The organism is Xanthomonas arboricola pv. populi (genome assembly GCF_002939945.1).
Taxonomy (GTDB): domain Bacteria; phylum Pseudomonadota; class Gammaproteobacteria; order Xanthomonadales; family Xanthomonadaceae; genus Xanthomonas; species Xanthomonas arboricola_A.
Genome location: NZ_MDEB01000005.1, coordinates 272864 through 296958, shown reverse-complemented (window position 1 = coordinate 296958; position 24095 = coordinate 272864). Strand labels below are relative to the sequence as shown.

14 protein-coding genes and 1 other RNA gene are annotated in these 24095 nt (G+C 67.1%); 4 read left to right on the top strand and 11 right to left on the bottom strand.

Features of this window, described 5'->3' with window-relative positions:
* The first annotated feature begins 129 nt into the window (after positions 1-129).
* A complete protein-coding gene (locus XaplCFBP3123_RS15155; protein ID WP_104534779.1) occupies positions 130-2094 on the top strand; it encodes a glycoside hydrolase family 97 protein in 1965 nt (654 codons plus the stop codon).
* A gap of 74 nt (positions 2095-2168) precedes the next feature.
* On the opposite strand, the gene XaplCFBP3123_RS15150 is transcribed toward XaplCFBP3123_RS15155, so the two are convergent.
* The 9 genes from XaplCFBP3123_RS15150 to cysD all read right to left on the bottom strand — a co-directional run bounded on the left by XaplCFBP3123_RS15150 (position 2169) and on the right by cysD (position 15720).
* Complete coding sequence (locus tag XaplCFBP3123_RS15150) at positions 2169-3683, bottom strand: carboxylesterase/lipase family protein (protein ID WP_172453286.1); 1515 nt, start codon at positions 3681-3683, stop codon at positions 2169-2171.
* Positions 3680-4603: a TrmH family RNA methyltransferase gene (locus XaplCFBP3123_RS15145; protein ID WP_104534777.1), complete on the bottom strand. Its 924-nt coding sequence runs from the start codon at positions 4601-4603 to the stop codon at positions 3680-3682. Before XaplCFBP3123_RS15145 ends, XaplCFBP3123_RS15150 begins: the two co-directional genes overlap by 4 nt.
* A 322-nt stretch (positions 4604-4925) precedes the next feature.
* The gene (locus XaplCFBP3123_RS15140; RefSeq protein ID WP_104534776.1) at positions 4926-5468 is read right to left on the bottom strand and encodes a GNAT family N-acetyltransferase; all 543 of its coding nucleotides are present in this window, start codon (positions 5466-5468) and stop codon (positions 4926-4928) included.
* 17 nt (positions 5469-5485) lie between these two features.
* A non-coding RNA gene (locus XaplCFBP3123_RS15135) (sX9 sRNA) lies at positions 5486-5562 on the bottom strand.
* 116 nt (positions 5563-5678) lie between these two features.
* A complete protein-coding gene (locus XaplCFBP3123_RS15130; RefSeq protein WP_104534775.1) occupies positions 5679-8354 on the bottom strand; it encodes a M1 family metallopeptidase in 2676 nt (891 codons plus the stop codon).
* A gap of 154 nt (positions 8355-8508) precedes the next feature.
* Entirely contained in the window at positions 8509-11634 is a 3126-nt protein-coding gene (locus XaplCFBP3123_RS15125; protein WP_104534774.1) for an efflux RND transporter permease subunit, read from the bottom strand.
* Complete coding sequence (locus XaplCFBP3123_RS15120; protein ID WP_104534773.1) at positions 11631-12716, bottom strand: efflux RND transporter periplasmic adaptor subunit; 1086 nt, start codon at positions 12714-12716, stop codon at positions 11631-11633. The genes XaplCFBP3123_RS15125 and XaplCFBP3123_RS15120 overlap by 4 nt, the downstream gene beginning before the upstream one ends.
* A gap of 119 nt (positions 12717-12835) precedes the next feature.
* Positions 12836-14812, bottom strand: coding sequence for a sulfate adenylyltransferase subunit CysN (gene cysN, locus XaplCFBP3123_RS15115; RefSeq protein ID WP_104534772.1), 1977 nt, complete (start codon positions 14810-14812; stop codon positions 12836-12838).
* Positions 14812-15720 carry a sulfate adenylyltransferase subunit CysD gene (gene cysD / locus XaplCFBP3123_RS15110; RefSeq protein ID WP_104534771.1) on the bottom strand — a complete coding sequence of 303 codons (909 nt, stop codon included), beginning with the start codon at positions 15718-15720 and terminating at the stop codon, positions 14812-14814. The genes cysN and cysD overlap by 1 nt, the downstream gene beginning before the upstream one ends.
* 180 nt (positions 15721-15900) lie before the next feature.
* Here cysD and XaplCFBP3123_RS15105 point away from each other — a divergent pair, with 180 nt between their 5' ends.
* From XaplCFBP3123_RS15105 to XaplCFBP3123_RS15095, 3 genes are all read left to right on the top strand, one after another.
* Complete coding sequence (locus XaplCFBP3123_RS15105; protein ID WP_104534770.1) at positions 15901-17748, top strand: assimilatory sulfite reductase (NADPH) flavoprotein subunit; 1848 nt, start codon at positions 15901-15903, stop codon at positions 17746-17748.
* Positions 17749-17856: 108 nt separating this feature from the next.
* A complete protein-coding gene (gene cysI / locus XaplCFBP3123_RS15100) occupies positions 17857-19563 on the top strand; it encodes an assimilatory sulfite reductase (NADPH) hemoprotein subunit (protein ID WP_104534769.1) in 1707 nt (568 codons plus the stop codon).
* The gene (locus tag XaplCFBP3123_RS15095) at positions 19560-20285 is read left to right on the top strand and encodes a phosphoadenylyl-sulfate reductase (protein WP_104534768.1); all 726 of its coding nucleotides are present in this window, start codon (positions 19560-19562) and stop codon (positions 20283-20285) included. Before cysI ends, XaplCFBP3123_RS15095 begins: the two co-directional genes overlap by 4 nt.
* Positions 20286-20414: 129 nt before the next feature.
* Here XaplCFBP3123_RS15095 and XaplCFBP3123_RS15090 read toward each other — a convergent pair whose 3' ends face one another.
* On the bottom strand, positions 20415-21980 hold the full coding sequence (locus XaplCFBP3123_RS15090; RefSeq protein ID WP_104534767.1) for a PepSY-associated TM helix domain-containing protein: 1566 nt from the start codon (positions 21978-21980) through the stop codon (positions 20415-20417).
* The gene (locus XaplCFBP3123_RS15085; RefSeq protein WP_172453301.1) at positions 21980-23983 is read right to left on the bottom strand and encodes a TonB-dependent receptor; all 2004 of its coding nucleotides are present in this window, start codon (positions 23981-23983) and stop codon (positions 21980-21982) included. Before XaplCFBP3123_RS15085 ends, XaplCFBP3123_RS15090 begins: the two co-directional genes overlap by 1 nt.
* Between the last annotated feature and the right edge of the window lie 112 nt (positions 23984-24095).

Sequence of the window (24095 nt, the reverse complement as noted above, 5' to 3'; positions counted from 1 at the left end):
ATCTGCCGTGATGCCGCCCGTGGCTGCCGCCCCTGTTTCAGCGGCCATGGTGCGAGGTAACGTTACCCCAGGTGGATATCGACGACAACACTTCTGCGTTAGGGTAGGCGCTCCCAGGAGGAGGGACTCATGCGAAACCTGATCCAGTCCGCATTACCGGCCGCATGCGCCTTGCTGTTTTCGATCGCGCTGCCTGCAGCTGCACAGCGTTTGCAGGTGCAATCGCCCGACGCACGTACGCAGGTGGAATTCGCGCTGCGCGAGGGCGGCGTGCCGACCTATCGCGTGCTGTATCGCAACAAAGTCGTGCTCGACGACGCCCCGCTCGGACTGGATCTGGGCCGCGCCAACACACTCGGCAAGGCGATGACGCTGCAAGGCAGTACGACCGAAACGCATGACAGCCGGTTCGCCCTGCCCGTGGGCAAGACGCGCCAGGCACGCGATCAGTACCGCCAATTGCGCGTGCAGTTGTCAGACCCCAAACAGCGACGCCTGACGGTGGAACTGCGTGCCTACGACGACGGCGTCGCGCTGCGTTATGTGCTGCCCGATGCCGGTGAGGTGCGGATTCGCAACGAGCTCACCGGCTTTGCATTCCCCAGCGATTACGCATGCTGGACCTTGAACCTGGGCCGCTTCGGCACCAGCCACGAGGGCGAATACGATGCGATCGCCGCATCCAGATTGCGCCCGCACAATCTGCTCGAGTTGCCGCTGGTGTGCCAGACCGATGCCAGCGGCACCACGCTGGCGATTGCCGAGGCGAACCTGCGCGACTATGCCGGCCTGTACCTCACCGGCCGCGAGGATGGCGGCCTGGGCGTATCGGCGAAATTATCGCCACGCCTGGACGACCCCAAGCTGGCGGTCAGCGTCGATGCCAAAGGCCGCGATTTCGCCACGCCATGGCGTGTGATCATGCTGGGCGACAGCCCGGCGAGTCTGATCGAATCCAACCTGATTTCCGCACTCAACCCACCGCCTGCCTTCGATGCGAGCTGGGTGCGCGCGGGCAAATCGGCGTGGGACTGGTGGTCGGGCGCGCTGGCCAGCGGTGTGACGCAGCCGGGCATGAATACCGCCACGATCGAGCGCTATATCGATCACGCGCAGCAATTGAAACTGCAATACATGCTGATCGACGACGGCTGGTATGTCGGCAGCACCGGCGACGGTCAGTACAACGCCGATGCCGATATCCGCCGGCCGGTGGAGCAGCTCGACCTGCCGGGCCTGGTGGCCTACGCACGGCAGCGCGATGTCGGGCTGTGGCTATGGGCGCATTGGCGCGCGCTGGATGCGCACATGGACGAAGCGCTCGCCTGGTATCAGCAGCTCGGCATCAAGGGCATCAAGGTCGACTTCATGGACCGCGACGATCAGCAGATGGTGGATTTCTATCACCGCCTGTTAACCAAGGCCGCCGAGCACAAACTGCTGGTGGACCTGCATGGCGCCTATCACCCGACCGGCCTAACCCGCACCTACCCCAATTACCTCACGCAGGAAGGCGTGCTCGGCGCCGAGTACAACAAATGGACCACGCGCATCACCGCAACCCACAACCTCACGCTGCCGTTTACGCGCATGTTGCTCGGCCCGATGGACTACACCCCGGGCGGCTTCCGCAATGTGCGCCCTGCCGAGTTCAAGATGCAGCACATCGCACCGCAGGTGATGACCACGCGTGCGCAGCAACTGGCGATGTATGTGGTCTACGAAAGCCCGTTCGCGGTGGTCGCCGACAGCCCGGAACAATACGAAAACGTGCCGGCCGCGCAGTTCCTGCGCGATGTGCCGGCGAGCTGGGATGAGACACGCGCACTCGATGGCGCCATCGGCGAGCACATCGCGCTGGCGCGGCGTAGCGGCAAGGACTGGTACGTGGGCGCGATGACCAACGAGCAGGCTCGCACGCTGACCTTGCCGTTGGCATTTCTGGGCAAAGGCAGCTGGACCGCAACCATCTACGCCGATGGCGAGGACCCGACGGACGTGCGTATCGACACGCGCAAGCTCACCTCCAACGACAGCCTGCAGCTGCCATTGGCCGCAAATGGCGGTGCCGCCGTGCGACTGCAAAAAAAATAAGATCGGCGGGCCGGGCTGCGCACGTTGAGTTGAATTGAGTCAGTCGCGCGTACCGTGTCGGTACGCGCGATCCATTACGGCAAGTCCACCCCCGCGCACACGGCCGGGCGTGCATCCTTGAGCGGGCGCACGCCACTGCCGTCGAACTGCAATGCCGCATGCCCGGGTGCGAACGCAGGCCAGGCCGGCAAGCCCTTGGTGTTGGGATTGCCACGCTGCACGAACGCGGCCCAATAGCGCTGCAGACTCACCGGCGGCTGGCCGATCGGCAGACCCTTGAACAGGAACGGCAGCTCGGCGCTATGCGTCACCTGCCCGCCCGGGGCGGCGGTATCGAACACGTAATGCCACACCGGCACGCCGAGCGCAGCCTGATGCTGGGCGACGGTCACTGCCGGGCAACGAAAGGTCAGATCGGTGGACAGTTGCATCGCCGCATCGCCCTCACGCCCGGCACGCTGCGCCGCATGCGCGCGCTGCGCCTGCAGCACGGCATCGGCCTGCGCCGGATAGTCGCGGCGCAGCCGCGCCTGCGCGCCCTGTTTGCCGCCGTATTCCAGCTCCTGCACCACGTAGCCGATCAACAACGGCACCCTGGCCTGCGCACCGTCGGCCAGCAACGCGGCCGGCGCACGCGGCAGCACGCGCCCATCGACGACCGCCTGCAGCCAGATGTAGCCGTCGTCGTCCAATGCCGGCACATCGACACCCTGCCCGGCCTTGATCAGCTGCTCCACCGGCAGCGCACGCAGCAGCGCCAGACGCGTTGCAGGATCATCGATACCTGCGCGCTTGGCGATCTCCACACCCAGCGCGCGATTGTCCTCCAGCGAACGCGCCGGCAATCCGAAACCGGCGGTGCCGCTCTGCTCGATCGCCGCCGAAAACAGGCCACGTGCCAGCGGGCTGAGCATCAGCAAGCCCACATCCTGGCCACCGGCCGACTGCCCGGCGATGGTGACCCGCGCAGGATCGCCACCGAACTGCGCGATGTTGTCGCGCACCCATTGCAGCGCGGCGATCTGATCGAGCAAGGCGTAGTTGCCCGCGGCTTGATGGTCGCCATCGCGCAGTTCCGGCAGCGACAGGAAACCGAGCGCGCCGAGCCGGTACTGCAGCGTCACTACCAGCATGTCCTGTGCGGCCAGGTTGGTCGGCAGATGACCATCGGCGCCGCCGGCCACATTGGCGCCGCCGTGGATCCAGACGAACACCGGCAGCGGCTTGGCCGGCTGCAGCGTCGGCGTCTGCACCTCGACGTAAAGACAATCTTCGCTGCCGCGCCTGGCCATCGCATTGTTCCAGCCCAGCGCCGGTTGCGCGCACGGGGTGGCGGCCTGGGTGGCATCGCGCACGTCCGACCAGGCGGCAGCCGGTTGCGGCGGCTGCCAGCGCAATGCGCCCAGCGGCGGTGCGGCAAACGGAATCGCGCGAAACACCGCACTGCCGTCGTCCTGCCACTGCCCGCGCACCAGGCCGTGATCGGTGCGCACCTGTGGCGGTGCGGCAGGCGTGGAGGCCGCTGCAGCATGCACGCTGACGCTCAACGCACAAGCGGCGGCAAGCAGACCGGCACACAGGCGCATCACGCTTCTCCGCCAAGTGCACGGGCACGCCAGGCAGCCTGGAACACGGCGGTGGCCGAGGCCACGTTGAGGCTTTCGACCTTGCCGCTGCCGCGGATCGACAACTGCAGGTCGCAATCGCGCGCGAACTGGCGGTCCATGCCCTCGCTCTCCGCGCCCATCACATACACCAGCCGCTGCGGAAGCGCGGCGGCGAACACGTCCTGGCCACCTTCCACCAGGGTGGCCGCCACTGCGAAACCGGCCTGACGCAGCTGCGCCATCGCCGTTGCGGTCTCGGGCAGTTGCACCAGCGGCACCGCCTCGGCGCCACCTTCGGCCACGCGCGCGGCTGCGCCGGACAAACCCAGCGTGGAGCCGGCAGGCAGCAGCAGGCCGGCCACCCCGAAGTGCGCGGACGAGCGCAGGATCGCGCCGAAGTTGTGCGGGTTGCCCACGCCATCCAGCCACAACGCCAGCACCCGCCCCTGCGGCAACGCGGCCAGCCAGTCCTGCAACGGCTGCGGGGCGACGCGCAGCACATCGGCCACCACACCCTCGTGGTGCGTGCTGGCGGCGAGCTTGCTGAGATCGGCCTCCTCGACCACGCGGTAACCGATGCGCTGGGCCACGCACCAGGCCAGCAAGGCCTTGAACTGCGGAATGCGCGCCTGGCTCAGATACAGCTTGCGCACCGCCTCCGGACGCGCCTTGAAGACGGCCTGCACCGCGTTGATGCCGTACAGCCGCAGTTCGCGCGCATTGCCGCCGGACGACGAAGCCGCGGACTGCGGGGCAGCAGGCGTGTAAGCCGTTGGCGCCTGCTGTGCCGGCGGGCGCGCTGCCGGTGCACGCGGCGCGGCGCGGCCCCAAGGGTTGTGCGAAGCGCCGGAGCTGCCGCCATCGCGCGGCGGGCGTGAGCCCCGTCCATCATGCTGTGTCATCGTCGTATCCAAGGTTCGTGTTGCCTGCCGGGTCTGCAGGGACCGTATCGCCCTTCCACCACCCAGCGGTGTTGGTCATCTGCACGCCGATGCAGCCGGCGGTGCAAACGCATGGCGACGATGGTAAGCCACTGGCGTAGCCAGCCGTACACGCGGCAGCGGAAGCATGGCGTTCAAGGCCCCGCAAGGCGCGAGGCAAGGTGACCTCGACGCAGTTCAGAACATGCCCAGGATCGGCACCGATGTCGGTGATGGATCTGCGCGAATCAGCAGCGCGCAGACCCGCTCGGCCGATGCGTTCGCCGTGGCACGCAGACGCGGCTCACACCAGCTCGGCCGGCCGCCCCACCCGCGCGAACACGCGCAAATCGTGCAATCCATCCGGCTTCATGATCTCGCAGCGGCTGACGCCTTCCTCGGCGAAGCCGTTGCGCAGCAGCACCTTGGCCGATGCCGGATTGGTGTCGAGCACGGTGGCCTGGACGCGATGGAGCGGCAGGGCCTGCATCGCCCAGGCCACATAAGTGGCCACGATGCGCGTCATCCAGCCACGGCCCCAGTACGTGCTGCCGATCCAGTAGCCCAGCTCCGCCGAAAAGCGTCGCTCGCCCAGCCCTGGGCGCACGGCAATCGTGCCGCAGGCCTGGCCGTCGATCTCGATGGCTAGGACCGGGTGTTGCAGATCGACCACGCGTCCGGCCAGGAAAGCCTCGCAGTCGGCGCGCGTATACGGATGCGGAAAGCGATCACTCAATCCGCGCGGCACCAACGGGTCGTTGGCGTGCAGCAACAAGGCGCCCAGGTCGTCCTGGCGCCAGCGGCGCAGCACGAAGCCCTCTCCGTGCAGCATCAATGATTCGTCCATCGCTTCGTCCCTGGAGTGGCTGACAAAATGTAACGGGCAGTCACCAGGTGGATACGGAAGGCGCGCCCGGAACCGGAGTGTACGCGTGGCACATGCCGATTCCAGGCACCGGCAGCGCGCCTGACGGTGAGCGCAGTCGTTTCGTTCGCCGCTCCGGATCGCGCGGTATCGACACCGTCGATACCGTGCACCCGGGCCGCAGGCCGCGACTCAGCGCTTGGCGGTCTGCGCCTGCTTGAGCGCGGCGCACAGGCGGATGGTCTCGCCGGTCTGGGCCATGCCGCGGCCGGCGCCGCTGAGCGTGGCCAGGCGCGGCTTGAAGAACGCATCCAGGCGGTCGGCTTCTTCCACGCTGCAGCCACCGGACGCACCCAGCGCCGGCAAACCGCCGCCATCGAACGAGCCGCTGCGCTGCACGATGCGGTCGAAGTTGGCAGTGAACCACGGCCACATCGAATCGTGCGAGGTCTGGTAGCTGTGGCCGCGCGCCAGCAGGCTCTTCATCTCGCCCACCTTGATCGCATCGGTCAGCGCGAAATCACGCACCTGGGTGAGCAGCGCCGGGTCCTGCACCGCGCCCAGGGCGGCGATCATGGCGTTGCGCTGCGCCGGGTCGGCATGCGTGCGCAGCGCAGCGATCAAGGCCTGCACCGCCGGTGCGCCGCGCTCCTGCGCGGTCACTGCCAACGCAGTGCCGAGCAGATCCGGATTGGCCTTGGAGAAGTCCAGTGCGCCGTTGCCGCCGGCCAGTACCGCATCGCCCTGCGCGAGCAGCGCCTTGCGCACCTCCGCGTTCTGCAGACGCAGTGCGAACAGGCCGGCCAGCGACGAGCGCAGCGTGGTGTCGTCGATCGATTCGCCGCTGCGCCGCGTGTAACCCAACTGCTGCAGACGCGGCAGATAGGCCTGTTCGGCGACCTTGCGCAAGGCGCCGCGCTGCGCCTCGGTGGTGGCCTGGTAACGCCAGATCCACACGAAGCGGTCCAGCAGCGCCGTGGACACATCGGCCGACTCGGACGGCGCCAACTGCTTGAGCGCTGCCAGCACGGCGTCGCCATCGGTATCGCCGTGGCGGTAGGCCGCATCGATCGCATCGGCATAGGCGAGCCGTTCGTTTTCGTCGAGCTGGCCGACCTGCTTGCCCAGTTCAGCCAGCTGCTTCTTGGGCAGGCTGAAACGGTAGTAGCCGGCGCCACGCGCGTTCGGGAATACCCAGGTGTTCTTGCCGGCGCCGTCCAGCACAATGCTGCCGCTGCCATCTTCGAGCATCTGGCAGGCGGTGCCGACCTGGTTCTTGCCCTTGCCGTACTTGACGCACACCGGCACGCCCCATTGCTGCGCGGTGGAGCCGGTGGAACCCAGCGGCAGGTAGCGTTGCTGCTGCAGCTTGACCACGGTCTTGCCGCCTTCGCGGGCGAGCTGGGTCTGCAGATACGGCACGCCCGGCTGATTGAGGAAGCTGCGGAATGCGGCCTTGAACGCCTCGCCCTTGCCGGCGGCGTCGGCGATCGCATCGACCAGATCGTCGGCGGTGGCGCTGCCGAAGGTGTGCTTGGCGATGTAGGCGCGCATGCCTTGGCGGAACACATCTTCGCCGACGAAAGCCTCGAACATCGCCAGCACCGCCGCACCCTTCTGGTAAGTGATGCCGTCGAAGGCGGTCTCGATATCGCCGTTGCCGGTGATCGGCTGGCGGATCTTGCGCGCACTGACCAGGCTGTCGTTGTCCATCGCATGCTGCGCGCCGCCGATGCGGTCCAGATTGGCGCGGTATTCCGGGTGCAGCTGCATGGTGATCTTCTGCTGCATCCAGGTGGCGAACGCTTCGTTCAACCACAGGTCGTCCCACCACTCCATGGTGACGGCGTCGCCGGTCCACTGGTGGGCCAGCTCATGCGCATTGGTGTTGAAGGAGCGCTGCACGTTCTCGGCCGGCGAGTCCTTGTCCAGCAACAACAGCCAGTCGCGGAAGGTGACAAACCCGGGGTTTTCCATCGCGCCGGCGCTGAAGTCCGGGGCGGCGACCAGATCGAGCTTGTCGAACGGATAACCGAAGGCGTAATAGTCCTCCAGCGCGGCGATGATCGCCGGGGTCTGGTCCAGCGCCGGGGTGATGCGCGGGCCCTGGCCCTTGGCAGCAATGCCGCGCAACGGGGTCGGGTTGGGACGCTGCGGAGTAACCGGCATTGCCGGCACGTCCACCACGTCCCACGGGCCGGCGGCGTAGGCGACCAGATAGGTCGGCAGCGGCACGGTCGGAGAGAAGGTCACCGTCTTCCAGCCCTTGCCGGCCGGCTTGGTCGAGGTGGCGATGGTGTTGGCCAGCGCCTGGTCGTCGGTGGGTACGGTCAGGCTGAGGTCGAACGGCGTCTTGAACGCCGGCTCGTCGAAACCCGGGAACGCATAGCGCGCGCTGATCGGCTCCATCTGCGTCATCGCATAGGCCTGGCCCTGGTACTTCACCTGATACAGGCCCTGCAGCTGCTGATTGAGCGGCGCGCTGTAGACGATGTCCACGGTGAGCGTCTGCGGCGTGAGCGTGCGGCCGAAATCCAGGCGCACCACACCGGCCTGCGCATCGGCTTCCACGTAGCGTGCGGTCAGCGCCTTGCCCTTGACCGGCTTGACCGTGACCTTGCTGACCTTCAATTCCTTGCCGTGCAGCCAGAGGTGATCGGAAGCCTGCTTGAGCTGCACGCGGATGCTGGTGCGGCCGCTGAACTCGCTCTGGTCCGGGTCGATCTTGAACGCCAGGCTGTAGCGCTCGGGCACCGCCCAGGTCGGCAGGCGGCCATTGGGCACCGGCTCGCCGGAGGACTGCGCCAGCGCGGTGCCGCAGCACAGCGCAAGGAGGGAGGGAGCAAGCAGGCAGGCAAGACGACGCATTGGCGATTCCGGTCATGGTAACTACGGAAGTCGACCACAACGGGGCATGACTGTCATGTGACCTTAGCCATCGCGCGGCCGACGCGGTGGATGCGCAGACACCCACACGCCAGGCACGGGCATGGCACCGCAGCCGGTCAGCGGCCGGCAGCGCTCAGGCGTGCCCACCCACCGAAGGCGTCTGCGCCTCCAGGGTTTCCAGCTCGCGCGCCACCGCTTCGGGCGACTTGGTGAAGGGCGCGATCAGGCTGTAGAACGCCGGCACCACGTACAGCGACAGCAACGTGGACAGCGACACGCCGAAGATCACCACCACACCGATCGTGGCGCGGCTGGCCGAGCCGGGCCCGCCGGCCACCACCAGCGGAACCGCGCCGACCACGGTGGCGATCGAGGTCATCAGGATCGGACGCAGGCGCACCGATGCCGATTCCACGATCGCCTCATGCACGCTGCGGCCTTCGTCGCGCAACTGATTGGCGAACTCCACGATCAGGATGCCGTTCTTGGCCGCCAGCCCCACCAGCATCACGATGCCGATCTGACTGAACAGGTTGAGCGTGCCGCCGGTGACCCACAACCCGACCAGCGCACCCAGCACCGCCAACGGCACCGTCAGCATGATCACCAGCGGATGGGCGAAGCTTTCGAACTGCGCGGCCAGCACCAGGTACACCACCAGCAAGGCCATGCCGAAGGTCAGCAGCACCGCGCTGCCGGACTGCTGGTACTCGCGCGATTCGCCCTTCCAGTCCACCTGCGCGTACTCGGGCAATTCCTCGCGTGCGGTCTGCTGCGCCCAGGCGATCGCATCGCCGAGCGGGTAGCCCGGTGCCAGGCCGGCACTGATGGTGATCGCACGCAGGCGGTTGAAGCGATTCAAGGTGCCGGCCTCGGCCACTTCGCTGAGCGTGACCAGGTTGGACAGCGGAATCAGCTCGCCACGCGTGGAACGCACGCGGATGGCGGTGAGGTCTTCCGGCGCCATGCGGCCTTCGCGGCCGGCCTGCAGCATCACGTCGTATTCCTCGCCGTTGTCCACGAATGTGGTCACCCGGCGCGAGCCCATCATCGCCTCCAGCGCGCCACCGATCGCGGTGACCGGCACGCCCAGATCGGCCGCACGCAGGCGGTCGATATTGACGCGCATCTGCGGGCGGGTTTCCTTGTAGTCGGAGTCCGGACCGACCAGCCCGGGATTGGCTTCCATGCGCTGCAGGATGCGGTCGCGCCACTGCGCGATCTGCGCGTAATCCGGCCCGCCCAGCACCAGCTGGAACGGCTGCCCGCGGCTACGCACCAACCCGCCGCTCACCTGCGTGCGCGCACGCACACCGCTGAGCACGTTGAGTTTCTGCTGCAGTTCGTCGGCCACGTCGGTGGTCGGGCGCGTGCGTTTTTCCCAATCCTGCAGGAACACGCTGACCCGGCCAGTGTGCATCTCCTCGCTGCTGCCGAAGCCGCCGGGCACGCGCGGGTTGGCGCGCACGATCGGCTTGTCCGGTCCCACGTAGGGGCCGAGAATCGCCTCGACCTGATGCATCTGCCCTACGGTGTAATCGAAGCCGGCGCCCTCGGGCCCATCGATCATGATCTGGAAATTGCCGCGATCTTCGGCCGGTGCCAGCTCGGAGGGAATCCGGCTCATCAACCACGCGCTGGCACCCAGCGCCAACAGCATCAGCAGCGCGAAGATCCAGGTGCGATGCACATGCCGCTGCAGCGAGCGTCCGTACGCACCGGACACCGCCTGCATGCGGCCGTCGAACCAGCGATGGAAGCGATTGGGTCTGGCCTGCGCATGCGAGCGCAACAGCTTGGACGACATCATCGGCGTCAGCGTCAGCGCCACGAAAGCCGAAATCGCTACCGCCGCCGCCAATGCCACCGCCAGCTCGCGGAACAGGCGCCCGGTATTACCTTCCAGAAAGCCCACCGGCAGGAACACCGCCACCAGCACCGCAGTGGTGGCGATCACCGCGAAGGCGACCTGGCCGGTACCGCGCTTGGCGGCCACCAATGGCGGCTCGCCAAGATCGATGCGGCGCTGGATGTTCTCCACCACCACGATGGCATCGTCCACCACCAGGCCGATACACAGCACCAGCGCAAGCAAGGTCAGCAGGTTGATCGAAAAATCGAACGCGTACAGCGCGATGAATGCAGCGATCAGACATACCGGCACCGTCACTGCGGGAATCAGGGCCGCGCGTGCGCTGCCCAGAAACACCCAGATCACCACCAGCACCAGCACCACCGCTTCGATCAGCGTGTGATACACGCGCTCCACCGCCGCATCGATGAAGGTCGTGGTGTCGAAGGCGACGAAGATGTTGGTGCCCTGCGGCAGCGATTTCTGCACTTCCTCGGCCTGCGCGCGCGCCGCGCGTGCAACGTCCAACGCGTTGGCGGTGGAGTTGCGTACGATACCCAGGCCCACATTGGGCACGCCGTTGCTCTGGAAATAGGCGCGTCGCTCGGCTGAGGTCAGCTCGACCCTGGCTACGTCGCCCAGACGCACCACATAGCCGCCCTCGCCCTTGCTGAGCGGCAGCTTGGCGAAGTCCTCGGGCTTGAGATAACTGCGCTCCACGCGCAAGGTGAAATCGCGCTGCGCCGATTCGATGCTGCCGGCCGGCAGCTCCACGTTCTCGTTCTGCAGCGCCGCTTCCACATCGGCCACGGTGAGTTCGCGCGCGGCCAGTTGATCGCGGTCCAGCCAGATGCGCATTGCATAGCGCTGGCGCCCGCCGATACGCACCTGCGCCACGCCGTCCAGGCTGGAGAAGCGGTCCACCACATAGCGCTCGGCGTAGTCGGACAGCTGCAGCGTGTCCATCGTGCTGGAGCTCATGTTGAGCCAGAGGATGGGGTCGGCGTCGGCCTCGACCTTGGAAATCTCCGGCGGCCGCGCCTGGTCGGGCATGCGGTCGGAGACACGGCTGACCGCATCGCGCACGTCGTTGGCGGCGGCTTCCACATCGCGCGACTGCACGAATTCGATACTGATATCGGAAGAACCATTGCGGCTGCGCGCCTCGATGGTCTCGATCCCTTCGATGCCGGCCAGCGCATCTTCCAGTACCTGCGTGATGCGGCTTTCCACCACCGCGGCCGAGGCGCCGGTGTATTCCACATCCACCGACACGATCGGCGGGTCGATCGCCGGCAACTCGCGCAATGTGAGCCGGGTGAACGACATCACCCCCAGCACGATCAGCAGCAGGCTCATCACCACCGCCATCACCGGGCGGGTAATGGACAGGTCGGAGAGTTTCATCGGGCTGCCTGCGGGCGCGCCGCTGCCGGTATCGATGCGGGCACGGGCGCGGCCTGATCGACCACCTTCAGGCCCGGACGCAACTTGCCGGTGCCGTCCACCACGATGCGCTCACCGGCCTTGACCCCGTCGAGAATTTCCACCTTGCCGTCACGGCGCTCGCCCAGGCGCACGTCGGCGCGCTCCACGCTGCTGTCGGGTTTGACCCGGAACACGTAGGACTCGCGCCCCACCTGCACCACCGCAATCTCCGGGATCACCATCGCCTGTCGCGCCGGCTGGAACAGGCGCACATCCAGCAACATGCCCGGGCGCAGGCGGCGATCGCCGTTGGGGAAATCCGCCCGCACCGTCACCGAACGGGTGGTCTCGTCGATGCGCGAATCGATCGCCGCCACCACACCTTCGAACTGCTGGCCCGGGTACGCCGCCGCGGTGCCATCGACGGTATTGCCGAGCTGCACCAGGCCGAACTGCGACTCCGGCACCTGGAAGTCCACGTACATGCGCGCCACATCGTCCAGCGTGGCGATCACCGTGCTGGAGGTGATCAACGAGCCCGGGCTGATCTGGCGGATGCCGAGCACGCCAGAGAACGGCGCGCGCACTTCGCGGTCGGTGATCTCCGCGCGCATCTGCTGCACGCGCGCCTGCGCCGCATCGCGCAGCGCGCGCTGCGTATCGACGGTGGATTTGGCCACCAGCTGCTGACCAACCAGACTCAACTGGCGCCGGTACAGCTGATCGGTTTCTTCGAAGGTGGCCTGGGCGGCGGTCAGCGCCGCCTGCTGCGAATTGCCGCGCAGGCGCAGCAGCAGCTGCCCGGCCTCGACCTCGTCGCCACTGTCGAAATTGACCTGCTCCACCACATCGCTGACCGCCGCGGTCAGCGCCACCGATTCGCGCGCGCGCACGGTGGCGATCGACTGCACGGTCGAGTTCCAGGGCTGGGTGGTCACCGCCTGCACAGCCACCGGGATGGGTTTGGCGGCGGCAGGCGCGGCGGCCTGACGGCTACAACCGGCCAGCACGACGGCCAACAAGAGCGCTGCGCCGAAACGCGCGCTGGGTCGAACAAGCATCAGAACATCCTGGCGGGGTACGTCGAAAGTTTAACGACCTAGCCGCCATGGAGTTGACAGAAGGGGCGTGCTTTGCACCATGACCAAAGACCCTTGCTGTCGTCGGCGCGATGCGCTGGTCAACGTTCCAATTCGAGAAACTCGAGCACATGACGTGCCAGCGCCTCTACGTTCTCACCATCGGCGTGAAGATGGACCTCCGGCGCCTCCGGTGCCTCGTAGGGCGAATCGATGCCGGTGAAGTTGGGAATCTGCCCGGCCCGCGCCTTGCGGTACAGCCCCTTCACATCGCGCGCCTCGGCGACCGCAAGCGGCACGTCCACGAACACCTCGACGAATTGCCCGTCGTCGAACCGCTCGCGCGCCAGTTGCCGCTCGGCACGGAACGGCGAGATGAAGCTCACCAGCACGATCAGGCCGGCATCGGCCATCAGGCGTGCCACCTCGGCCACGCGGCGGATGTTTTCCACGCGGTCTTCGTCGGTGAAGCCCAGATCGCGGTTGAGCCCGTGGCGCACGTTGTCGCCGTCCAGGATGAAGGTGTGATAGCCCAGCGCATGCAGCCGCTTGTCGACCAGATTGGCGACAGTGGATTTGCCCGCGCCCGACAAGCCGGTGAACCACAGCACGCGCGGCGCTTGGCCCTTGATGCGCGCACGCGCGGCGCGATCGACGTCCAGATGTTGCCAGTGCACGTTGCCGGCGCGGCGTAGCGCAAACTCCAGCGTGCCGGCGGCCACCGTGGCATTGCTCTGCCGATCGACCAGGATGAAGCCGCCCAGTACGCGGTTGCGCGCATACGGCGCGAACGCGATCGGCTCGTCCAGCGCCAGATTGCAGTAGCCCACCTCATTGAGCTCCAGCCGCTTGGCGGCCAGCCGCTCCTGCGTGTTCACATCGACCTTGTGCTTGATCTCGCTGATGCTCGCGGTGACGTTACGCGTGCCGATCTTGAGCCAGTACGGGCGGCCCGGCAGCAAGGCGGCATCGTCCATCCACAGCAGATGCGCGGCGAACTGGTCGGCCACTTCCGGCGGGTCGTCGACGGCGGCGATGATATCGCCGCGGCTGATGTCGATCTCCTCGCGCAAGGTCAGCGTGACCGCCTGACCGGCGCGTGCGCTGCCCACCTCGCCGTTGGCATCCAGCACCGATGCCACCTGCGTGCGGCGCCCGGATGGCACCACCACCACGGCATCGCCCACCCGCACCTGCCCGGCCGCGATGGTGCCGGCGTAGCCACGAAAGTGCTGGTGGGGGCGATTGACCCACTGCACCGGCAGCCGGAAGCCGCTGCCGGCTTCCGGCGCTTCCAACTGCACGCTTTCAAGGTGCTGCAACAGATGCGGGCCGCGGTACCACGGCATCCGCGTCGAGGCGCTGGACAGATTGTCGCCAGCCAGTGCCGACAACGGAATGCACTGCACATCGGCGATGCCCAGCTGCGCGGCCAGCGCGCGATAGCCCTCGGCGATGTCGGAAAACACCTGCGCGTCGTAGTCCACCAGATCCATCTTGTTGACCGCCAGCACCACGTGGCCGATACCCAGCAACGACACGATGTAACTGTGCCGGCGCGTCTGCGCCAACAGTCCCTTGCGCGCATCCACCAGCACCACCGCGACATCGGCAGTGGATGCGCCGGTGGCCATGTTGCGCGTGTACTGCTCATGCCCGGGGCAGTCGGCGACGATGAACTTGCGCTGGTCGGTATCGAAGTAACGGTACGCCACATCGATGGTGATGCCCTGCTCCCGCTCGGCGGCCAGCCCATCCATCAGCAACGCATAGTCGATACCCTCGCCCTGCGTGCCATGCCGCCGGCTATCGCTCTCCAGCGCGGCAAGCTGATCGTCGAACAGCCGCTTGCTGTCGTACAACAACCGCCCGATCAGCGTGCTCTTGCCATCGTCCACGCTGCCGCAGGTAATGAAGCGCAGCAGCGGCTTTGATTCGTGTTGATGCAGGTAGGCGCCGATGGCGCCGGGATTCGGGAGTGGGGAATCGGGAATCGCAAAGGCGTCTTCCTGCGTCGCGACGTTTGCAGCGAGCTGCTGTTCCGATTCTCCATTCCCGACTCCCGATTCCCTGCCCATCAAAAATACCCCTCAAGCTTCTTCTGTTCCATCGACGCACCGGGCGCATGGTCGATCATGCGGCCCTGGCGTTCGGAGCTGGTGCTGACCAGCATTTCGGCGATCACCGCTTCCAGCGTGTCTGCCCTCGATTCGATCGCGCCGGTCAGCGGATAGCAGCCCAGCGTGCGGAAGCGCACCGAGCGCAGTTGCGGCGTCTCGCCATCGCGCAGCGGCAGGCGGTCGTCGTCGACCATGATCCAGGCGCCGTCGCGCTCCACCACCGGGCGCGGCGCGGCGAAGTACAGCGGCACCACCGGTATCCGTTCGCGGTAGATGTACAGCCAGATATCCAGCTCGGTCCAGTTGGACAGCGGAAACACGCGCACGCTTTCGCCGGGTTTGGTGCGCGCGTTGTAGAGATTCCACAACTCCGGGCGCTGGTTCTTGGGGTCCCAGCGATGACGTGCGTTGCGGAACGAGAACACGCGCTCCTTGGCGCGCGATTTCTCCTCGTCGCGGCGTGCCCCGCCGATCGCCGCATCGAAACCGCCCTGCTCCAGCGCCTGCTTCAGGCCCTGGGTCTTCATGATGTCGGTATGTACCGCCGCACCGTGGCTGATCGGGCCGACGTCCTGGGCGATACCGTCGGGATTGATGTGCACGCGCAGGTCCACGCCGGTCTCGGCCGCGCGGCGGTCGCGGAAGGCGATCATCTCGCCGAACTTCCAGCGCGTGTCCACATGCAGTAACGGAATCGGTGGCGGCGACGGCGCGAAGGCCTTGAGCAGCAGGTGCAGCAGCACCGAGCTGTCCTTGCCCACCGAATACAGCATCACCGGGGCCCGGAATTCGGCGGCGACCTCGCGCAGGATATGGATGCTTTCGGCCTCGAGCCGATCCAGGTGTGACAGGGGCAACAGGGTCATCGGGGTGTCGTGGGCGTCGGCGGGGCAGACCAGCCGATGGTAGGGCAAGGCGCCGCAGTGTGTGGCGCCGGCCGCCCGCACCCAAATAAGCGGCCGGCATAACGCGATAACGGCTCATCCTTTCTGGCCGCGGCAACGCATCCCTAACATCGCTGGTCTCATCAACCGCCCTGGATCCGAATGACCGCCGCCAGTTCCGCGCTACCGCCCAGCCCCTTGCCCGACGAGCGCAAGGCGCTACTGGAACGGTTGGTCGACGGCCTGGATGCCGCATCGCTGTGGTGGCTGTCCGGTTACACCGCCGGGCTGGCACAAGGCCAGCCGCCGCGCTCGTTGGCGGTGTTGCCAGGCGGCCAGCTGCACGCGCACCCGCAGGAAAGCCAGCGCCTGACCGTGCTGTACGGCAGCCAGACCGGCAATGCCCGCCGCGAAGCCGAGCGGCTGGCGGCCGAGGCCGAGGCCGCCGGCCTGAGCGTGCGCCTGCTGCGCGCCGACCAGTACCCCACCCGCGAACTGGCCAGCGAGCGGCTGCTCTACGTGGTCATCAGCACCCAGGGCGAAGGCGACCCACCGGACGATGCGATCGGGCTGGTGGAATTCCTGGCCAGCCGCCGCGCGCCCAAGCTGCCCGAGCTCAAGTACGCGGTGCTGGGCCTGGGCGATTCCAGTTACGCGGAATTCTGCGGCATCGCCCGCCGCATCGACGACCGCCTGGCCGAACTTGGCGGCAGCCGCGTGCAGCCGCGCGGCGAAGCCGATCTGGATATCGACAGCGTCGCTGCGCCGTGGCGCGCGCAAGCGCTCAAGCACGCACGCGAACAGCTCAGGAGCGGCCCGCCATCGGCCACCATCACGCCGTTGCGCAGCAGTGCGGCCGCGCCGGTGTGGTCGCATCAGCAGCCCTTCCCTGCCGAATTGCTGGCCAACCAGATTGTCAGCGGGCGCGACTTCAAGGGCCCGCAGTTCCGCGTATACGCCTTGCCGGGCAAGCGCGTGCGCCATCTGGAATTTTCGCTGGAAGGCAGCGGGTTGAGCTACGAGCCCGGCGATGCGCTGGGGATCCGCCATCGCAATCCGCCCGCGCTGGTGGATGCGGTGCTGCAGACGCTGCGCCTGGATGGTCATGCCGCGGTCACCGTCGGCGAAGAGACGCTGGCCTTGCACGAGTGGCTGGCCACCCGGCGCGAACTGACCAAGCTGTCGCGGCCGCTGCTGGCCGCACATGCCGAGCGTGCGCGCGCCGACGAGCTGCAAGCGCTGCTCACCCCGACCCAGACCGCCGGCCTGGCGTCATTGCTCGCCGATCACCAGCTGATCGACGTGCTGCGACGCTGGCCGGCGGATTGGGACCATGCCGGCCTGCTGGCCGCGCTGCGTCCACTCACACCGCGCCTGTACTCGATCGCCTCCAGCCGCAAGCGTGTGGGCGAGGAGGTGCATCTGGTGGTGGACGAACTCACCTACCAGGCGCACGGGCATGCGCACCTGGGCTCAGCCAGCGGCTTTCTTGCCGCACTGCGCGAAGGCGACACCGCCCCGGTCTACATCGAGCCGAACGAGCGCTTCCGGGTGCCGGCCGACCCCGATCGCGACATTTTGATGATCGGCCCGGGCACCGGCGTGGCACCGTTCCGCGGCTTCGTGCAGGAACGCGCCGAAACCGGCGCCAGGGGCCGCAACTGGCTGTTCTTCGGCGCCCAGCATTTCAATACCGATTTCCTGTATCAGGCCGAATGGCAGCAGGCCTTGCAGCGCGGCGAACTGCACGCACTGGAAGTCGCGTTCTCACGCGACCAGGCCGAAAAGATCTACGTGCAGCAGCGCCTGCGCGCGCGCGGCGCCGAGGTCTATGCCTGGCTGCAGGGCGGCGCGCATCTGTACGTGTGCGGCGCCATCGGCATGGGCAAGGACGTGCACGCCGCCCTGCTCGACATCGTCGCCACCCACGGCGCCCTGGACGCGGAAGCCGCCGCGGCCTATCTCACCCAGCTGCAAGTGGAGGGGCGATATGCACGCGATGTTTATTAGCGCCGGGAATCGGGAGTGGGGAATCGGGAATCGGTACAGTCCGCAACTAAATTCTCCCGGCAGACCAAGCCGCTTCTTACGATTCCCCATTCCCGACTCCCGATTCCCATGACCCATTCCGTCGAAGACATCAAATCCGAAAGTCGCCGTCTGCGCGGGTCGCTGGAACAGAGCCTGGCCGATGCGGTGACCGGGGCCCTGCGCGAGGACGATCAGACCCTGATCAAGTACCACGGCAGCTACCAGCAGGACGATCGCGACATCCGCGATGAGCGGCGTCGGCAAAAGCTCGAACCGGCATACCAGTTCATGATCCGTACGCGCACGCCGGGCGGGGTGATTTCGCCCACGCAGTGGCTGGCGCTGGATGGCATTGCCACGCGGTACGCCAATCATTCGCTGCGCATCACCACGCGCCAGGCGTTCCAGTTCCATGGCGTGATCAAGCGCGAACTCAAGGCGACCATGCAGGCGATCAACGCCACCTTGATCGACACGCTGGCCGCCTGCGGCGATGTCAATCGCAACGTGCAGGTCGCCGCCAATCCGCTGCTGTCGCAGGCGCATGCCACGCTGTATGCCGATGCCGCGCGGGTGTCAGAGCATCTGTTGCCGAACACGCGGGCGTATTACGAGATCTGGCTGGACGAAGAGCGCGTATCCGGCTCCGGCAACGAAGAAGAACCGATCTACGGCGACCGCTATCTGCCGCGCAAGTTCAAGATCGGTTTCGCCGCGCCGCCGCTCAACGATGTGGACGTGTTCGCCAACGATCTGGGCTTCATCGCGATCCTGCGCGAGGGCGAGTTGCTCGGCTATAACGTCAGCATCGGCGGCGGTATGGGCGCCAGCCACAGCGATGCGGAAACCTGGCCGCGCGTGGCCAATGTCATCGGGTTCGTCACCCGCGACCAGTTGCTGGAGGTGGCCACCGCCGTGGTCACCACCCAGCGCGACTTCGGCAACCGTGCGGTGCGCAAGCGCGCGCGCTTCAAGTACACCATCGACGATCACGGCCTGGACACCATCGTGGCCGAGATCGAACGCCGTGCCGGCTTTGCGCTGCAACCTGCAAGGCCGTTCGCGTTCGAGCACAACGGCGATCGCTACGGCTGGGTCGAGGGCGACGACGGCCTGTCGCACCTGACCCTGGCCTTGCCTGCCGGGCGCATCGCCGATTCCGACACTGCTGCGCATCTGAGCGGCCTGCGGGCGATTGCGCAATTGAACGTCGGCCAGTTCCGCATGACGCCCAATCAGAACCTGGTCATCGCCGGCGTGCTGGCCAGCGAGCGCGCACGCGTCGATGCCCTGGTCGCGCAATACGGTCTGGATGCCGGCAATCGCGCGCCCACCGCACTGGCTCGCGGCGCAATGGCCTGCGTGGCGCTGCCGACCTGCGGCCTGGCGATGGCCGAGGCCGAACGCTACCTTCCCGACTTCAGCGCGGCCTTGCAGCCGTTGCTGGAGCGACACGGACTGGCCGATACCCCGATCGTGCTGCGTCTGTCCGGCTGCCCAAATGGCTGCTCGCGCCCGTATCTGGCCGAGATCGCGCTGGTGGGCAAGGCACCGGGCCGCTACAACCTGATGCTGGGCGGCGATCGCCGTGGCCAGCGCTTGAACACGCTGTACCGCGAAAACATCACCGAGGCCGACATCCTCGCCGCGCTCGAACCGCTGCTGGCGCGCTATGCGGCCGAACGCGACCAGGCCGGCGACGAAGGCTTCGGCGACTTCCTGCATCGCAGCGGCCTGATCGCCCTGCCGCCCTACCCCACACACCGTCACCTCGACCTGGAATTGCTCGCATGACCGCGCTGCCTGCTGCATCGATCACTGCGTCCGCGCTGGACGACCTGGACGCGCTCAACGCGCAACTGGAAGGCCTGCGCGCCGACGCGCGCGTGGCCTGGGCACTGCAACACGGCCCACGGGAGGCGGCGCTGTCGTCCAGTTTCGGCGCGCAGTCGGCGGTCACGCTGCACCTGCTCACCCAGCAGCGCCCGGACATTCCGGTGATCCTGATCGATACCGGCTACCTCTTTCCGGAAACCTACCGGTTTGCCGACGCGCTGGCCGACCGGCTCAAGCTCAACCTCAAGGTGTATCGCCCGCTGGTCAGCCGTGCCTGGATGGAAGCGCGCCACGGCCGCCTGTGGGAACAGGGCATGGTCGGCATCGACCAGTACAACAACCTGCGCAAGGTCGAGCCGATGCGGCGCGCACTGGACGAGCTCGACGTGGGCACCTGGTTCACCGGCCTGCGCCGCAGCCAGTCCGGCGGACGCGCACAGACGCCGATCGTGCAAAAGCGCGGCGAGCGCTACAAAGTCAGTCCGATCGCCGACTGGACCGACCGCGACGTGTGGCAATACCTGCAGGCGCACGATCTGCCGTATCACCCGCTGTGGGAACAAGGCTACGTGTCCATCGGCGACTTCCACACCACGCGCCGCTGGGAACCGGGCATGCGCGAAGAAGACACGCGCTTCTTCGGCTTGAAGCGCGAGTGCGGCATCCACGAGAACATCTGAGCGCAGCGCGGTGCGCGCCCGTTACGAAGCTTGCATGCGCCACGACGCGTCGAGTTTCCCGGTGAACGCACCGCCGAGCGCGTCGCTGCCTCGGCGAGGCCGCAGCGCATTGAGGTGGCGTGCAAGTCCTCATGGCGCGGGAAGACGTGTCTGATTGCGCTGCATCCAGTAACGATCCAGCAGCCACATCAGCAACAGCGACACGCCGACCAGCGGGAAGATCAGCCCGCAGATCACCAGCAGGACCATCAGACCGCGCAGCGTGTGCGGATCTGCCGGCAGAGGCGGCACGCCCAGGCCGCCGACCGGGCGACGCTTCCACCACATCACCGCCGCGCTCACGCACAGCAGCACGATCGCCACGCACGCCAGCAACAGGATCACCTGATTGGCCGTGCCGTATTGCTGGCCCAGATGCACGTTGATGCCCCATTCCAGCGCGCGCCCGACCGGCCCGTAATCGCGATAGCGCATGTCCAGCAGCACCGCGCCGCTGTACTGATCCAGATGGATCACGCGCTGGCGCTGCAGGTCGGCCGGATACACCGAGGCGGTATACACCCCGGCGGCGCCACGCGGTGGCGAGACGCTATAGCCCGGCGCGATGCCGAGCGCATCGAAGCGCGCCATCGCCGCATCCAACCCTATCGCACCATGACCGGGCGCAGCGACACTGCCCGTGCCACTGTGGGCTGCATGTTCCGGCTGGACTGCATGTTCTGACTGGCTGGGGTGTTCGGAGTGTTCTGTGTGTTCTGTGTGTTCCGCAGGATCAGGGTCGACCGCACGCACCGCATACGCCCGCGTCACGCCCACCCGCCCGTCATGCAAACCCTCACCCACCCCCATAGCTCCACGCCCAGGCACGACAGACGCCGGCATGCGCGCCTGCCGCAACGACCACGCCGGATCGGTCGTCTCGGACAAGCGCTGTTGCGACATCGGCTGCTGCACCCGCAGACCGGCCGGATACCCGAAATCCTGCCCATTGACCCAGCGATTGACCTGCGCGCCCCACAGCCACGACCACGGCATCCCGGTCAGCGCCAGGAACAGCAACGCCGCACCGACGCTCGCACCTGCGACCGCATGCAGATCGCGCCAGAACAGCCGCTGCGCCGGCTTGCCGCGCACGCTGACCACCCCGCCGCCGCGCCCGCGCGGCCACCACAGATACACACCGGTCAGCACCAACACGATCGCCCAGCCGGCCGCCATTTCGATCAACCCGCGCGCAAACGGCCCGACCAATGCGAGACTGTGCAGCCGACGGATCGTCCAGGCCAGCGTGCCATGCTCGGGCAGCGCGCCGAGCACGCGTGCGCCATACGGGTCGACATACACCACCTGCCGCACACCGTGCGTGTCTACCAAGCCGATCTCGGCACTGGCATCGGCGCGACTGGGCGTGGTGTAACGAAACAACGTACCGCCGTACCTGTGCTGCACCGCATCGACCAGGCGTTGCGCAGACACCCGCACCTCGCCCATCGGCACCACCTTCAACCCGTGGTGCACGCTGCGGTCGATCGCATCCTGGTACAGAAACGCCGCGCCGGTCAGCGCCAGCCAGACGATGGAGGGCAGCACCAGCAAACCGGCATAGAAATGCCAGCGCCACACCGCGCGATAGAAGCGCCAGCGGCCGTCCCGGCGCGGAGCGGCGACGCTGTCATCCACTGTGATTGCGCGCATCAGAAGCTCCAATCCCACGACAGCGACAGCGCACGTCCATCGCCCGGCGAATAGCCGAAACTGCCCGTGTCGTACCACGCATACACGTATGCGCGATCGGTGACATTGCGCAGCTGCAGGCTGAGCGCGTTGCGCGCATCCACATTCCAGCGCGCGCCCAGATTGAGCAGGGCATAGCCACCGGTGCGGCCCAGCGTGTTGCTGCGCTCCAGATAATAATCGCCTTGCGCATTGCCCCAGGCGCTCAGCTGCACGGCCGCAGTGAGCTGCCACTCCAGCCCGGCGGTGGCCAGCCAGTGCGGCACGTTCTCGATCTCCTTGCCGCGCGTGGCCGGCGCACTCGGATCGGGCGTGGCGATGCTGGCCTTTTGCCGCGAATACGCCATCCAGGCCCGCCAGTGTTCGGCCGGCTGCAGGTTCAATTGCGCATCCCAGCCGCGCCGCAGCGTGCGCCCGACATTGGCCACATCGCCGACACCGGCCACGCCATTGACGCCCAGGATGGTGGCGACTTCGCCGGAGGCGCGTTGCTCCCAATACGCCAGGCGGCCGTCCATCAACGCCGATGGCGCGAACTTGAAGCCGGCCTCCCAGCCGTCATTGATCGACGGGCCCAGATTTGCCGGCTGGCGCCGATATGCACCGTCGCCGCTGCCGATCTGGAAGGTGCGCCCCCAGTTGGCGTACACGCTGCTCTGCCCGGCCAGCCGGTAGCTGGCACTGAACTTGGGCTGCTTGATGGTGCCGTAGTCGTAGGTCGGTGCGTAGATGCCGGCACGCACGTCGTGCAGGTCGCCAGCGACGCGGTCGATGCGATAGCCCGGCACCAGCTGCAGCCGCTCGACCGGGGTCAGCACCGCCTGTACGTAGGCCCCGTGCGTGCGCAGGTCGTCATTCCAATCGCGCAATTGCGCGCCGCGCACCCGTGCCACGGTGCGGTAACGCTGCGCCTGATTGTCCTGCCACTGCGCGTCCACGCCGGCTTCGAGATTGGCCGCCAGCATGCCCCAATCGGGCTGCCAGTTGCCGCGCAACAGCAGGCCGCGATGGGTTTCGTCGGTATCGCGTTGCTGCTGCAGGCCGGCTGCAGAAAAGCGCACCCAGCGCCGGTTGCGGTAGTCGTTCTGGTAGGCCTTGGCGCTCCACTGCGCAGCGGCGCCCAGCGTGCCGTCCGCGTGCAACGCGGTCTGCCGCAGCTGACGTTCGCTGCGATCTTCCTGCGCATAAGCCGGCGAACTGCGTGGCGCCGCGCGTGCGCTGGCCGCATCCAGATAACCGGCTTCCAGCGCGTGATTGTCGTAGTAACGCGTGCTGAGCCCGGCGCGGAAGCCGCCATCGGGGTCGGTATAGAACCACTTGCCGGCCACGCTGCGTTTGCGCGCGTCGGCATGCTCGCGATAGCCATCGGAGTCGCGCCAGGCCAGCACATAGTTCTGGCTCCAGGCGCCATGTTCGAAGCCCTTGCCCAGCTGCACCTCGCGCGCACCGAAACTACCCGCCGTCACGCTCAGGCGGCCATCGTTGCCGCCGCTACGGGTCAGCACGTCCACGCTGCCGGCGATCGCATGCAAACCGTAGCGCGCGTCGTTGGTGCCGCGCACGATCTCGATCGCGCTGATGTCCTGCGCAAACACCGCATCCAGATACGGCATGCCGCCGGCGTTGTCGTTGCTGGGGATGCCGTCGATCAGCAGCTTCACCGCATTGATCCGCCCCTCGCCGTTGAAACCACGGAACGAGAACCGCCCCGCGTCGGTGCCCATGCGGAACTGGGTGACCTGCACACCCGGCGCGCGCATCAGCAGTTCCCAGCTGTAGTCCACGTGTTGATCGTGCAGCAGCTCGCCATCGATCACATCCACCGAACTCAGCACGCGTGCCGTGCTCGGGCTGCGCTCGGGCTGCGCGCTCACCTGCACCTTGCCCAGGGTCAATGCCGCATCCTGCGCCTGCACATTGCAGGCAGGTCCCCACACCAGCGCCAACGATGGCGCGTACCACAGCGTTTTCAATAATCGCAACCGCATGACCAACCCTTCGCCGTGCCGGCACGGCAACACCGCCGTGCGCCGCGGCATGGCAGCGGGCACAGGCATCACTTCAGGAAAACGGATC

Coding starts and splice junctions, on each gene's coding strand:
- XaplCFBP3123_RS15155 (WP_104534779.1), top strand. CDS start 130: ATGCGAAACCTGATCCAGTCCGCATTACCGGCCGCATGCGCCTTGCTG.
- XaplCFBP3123_RS15145 (WP_104534777.1), bottom strand. CDS start 4,603: ATGACACAGCATGATGGACGGGGCTCACGCCCGCCGCGCGATGGCGGC.
- XaplCFBP3123_RS15140 (WP_104534776.1), bottom strand. CDS start 5,468: ATGGACGAATCATTGATGCTGCACGGAGAGGGCTTCGTGCTGCGCCGC.
- XaplCFBP3123_RS15130 (WP_104534775.1), bottom strand. CDS start 8,354: ATGCGTCGTCTTGCCTGCCTGCTTGCTCCCTCCCTCCTTGCGCTGTGC.
- XaplCFBP3123_RS15125 (WP_104534774.1), bottom strand. CDS start 11,634: ATGAAACTCTCCGACCTGTCCATTACCCGCCCGGTGATGGCGGTGGTG.
- XaplCFBP3123_RS15120 (WP_104534773.1), bottom strand. CDS start 12,716: ATGCTTGTTCGACCCAGCGCGCGTTTCGGCGCAGCGCTCTTGTTGGCC.
- cysN (WP_104534772.1), bottom strand. CDS start 14,812: ATGGGCAGGGAATCGGGAGTCGGGAATGGAGAATCGGAACAGCAGCTC.
- cysD (WP_104534771.1), bottom strand. CDS start 15,720: ATGACCCTGTTGCCCCTGTCACACCTGGATCGGCTCGAGGCCGAAAGC.
- XaplCFBP3123_RS15105 (WP_104534770.1), top strand. CDS start 15,901: ATGACCGCCGCCAGTTCCGCGCTACCGCCCAGCCCCTTGCCCGACGAG.
- cysI (WP_104534769.1), top strand. CDS start 17,857: ATGACCCATTCCGTCGAAGACATCAAATCCGAAAGTCGCCGTCTGCGC.
- XaplCFBP3123_RS15095 (WP_104534768.1), top strand. CDS start 19,560: ATGACCGCGCTGCCTGCTGCATCGATCACTGCGTCCGCGCTGGACGAC.
- XaplCFBP3123_RS15090 (WP_104534767.1), bottom strand. CDS start 21,980: ATGCGCGCAATCACAGTGGATGACAGCGTCGCCGCTCCGCGCCGGGAC.